The organism is Pseudomonadota bacterium (assembly GCA_010028905.1).
Lineage (GTDB): Bacteria > Vulcanimicrobiota > Xenobia > RGZZ01 > RGZZ01 > RGZZ01.
The window spans coordinates 1-1,260 of sequence record RGZZ01000855.1 but is presented as its reverse complement, the minus strand read 5'-3'; the positions used below and the strand labels follow the sequence as shown (position 1 = coordinate 1,260).

Sequence of the window (1,260 nt, the reverse complement as noted above, 5' to 3'; positions counted from 1 at the left end):
TGTGGCAGCGCGATTTCAACGGCGCGGCCAATATTCGCACCTGTTTCCTGGCGGAGGCTCGCAGAGAACTGCGGCCCGAAGCCTTGCGGCGCAGCTCGGCGCAGCTGTCTTCTGACCCGGTCCATTTCCACCCTCATTTGAAGGGCAGGGACACACGCCCTAGCGGCCACTAGCCCTGTCCATCGGGGAGTGCGGAGGTCTCACCCCCTTCGTATGTCCCCGTCATGGGTCGTCTGGAATTATCAGACGGCCTGTACACCCATGGCCGACTTCGCGGGCTTCCGGCGCATCACGGTGCTGTGCCAGCGCAAGTCCAAGATCGCCCAGGGCCTCGCCGACGAGGCTCTGGCGATCCTCGGACGAGTGGCGGTCGGCGACCAGCGGCTTCATGCGGTCCTGGATTCTAACGCCGCAAGCGCGTCGGAAGAGACCCGAGCGTTCGTCGTGGGACGCGCCAGACAGCAAAAGCCGCTCAAGCCCATCACGGCTCCCGCGGACTTGGACGCTCTCGAGCGAGCCTGTCTGGAAGACAACGACGTGGACGCGGACGTCGCGGCGCGGCGCTTTGCAAAGATTGCGCTCGCGCGTCAATTCCGCGAATCGTCCAACCAACAGACGGTGATTGTCAAGCGCCAGAAGCTCCTTGACTGGGAGAAGTACGAGGCGGAAGCCAGCGCCGTCAAGGAAAGGCATCTCGCAGAGCGCGACGCGGCGGCGAAGGCCGAGCGGGAAGAGCGCGAGCGAGAGCGCGTCCACGCGTCCGAGCTGGCCGCCGAAAGGCGCCGCGCGGAAATCCGCGAGGCCGCCGCCAAGGGGCTCATAGCGCAGGCCGCCGCCGAGGACATGCTGGCCGAGAACAGGCAGACGCTCATCCTCCGCCTCGAGGAGTGGATTCGAACCCGCTGCAAGTGCCCCGAGCCCTCCTCGTGCGCCTCCCTTCTCTCGCGAAAGTTCAACGAGGAAGTCGAGGCCGGACGACACGTCAAGCCAAGCGCGCACAGGAACGAAGCCGGCCGCTGGAAGTATTTCGTGGAGCACGACGGGCCGGTCCTCGCCGGACTTCACCGAGACATCCACGACCGCAGGAACGGCGTCACTCCCGGGCAGACGCGCCCGTTCTGACGCCCTCGGCGCAGCTTGGCGCCCGAAAGGCGCCAGAACGCGGTCCGGTCGCCTCGCGAGATTGCGCCCATGGAAAACAAAACGCGGCAATATTTTTTCAGCGGCCGGAAGGACCGGGGAAGACTAAGGCCTTCGCGG

Annotated in this window: 1 protein-coding gene; it reads left to right on the top strand. The window is 65.8% G+C overall.

What is annotated here, in order from left to right; genetic code table 11:
• Window positions 1-261: 261 nt before the first annotated feature.
• Window positions 262-1,122: a hypothetical protein gene (locus tag EB084_25875; protein ID NDD31693.1), complete on the top strand. Its 861-nt coding sequence runs from the start codon at window positions 262-264 to the stop codon at window positions 1,120-1,122.
• Window positions 1,123-1,260: the final 138 nt, after the last annotated feature.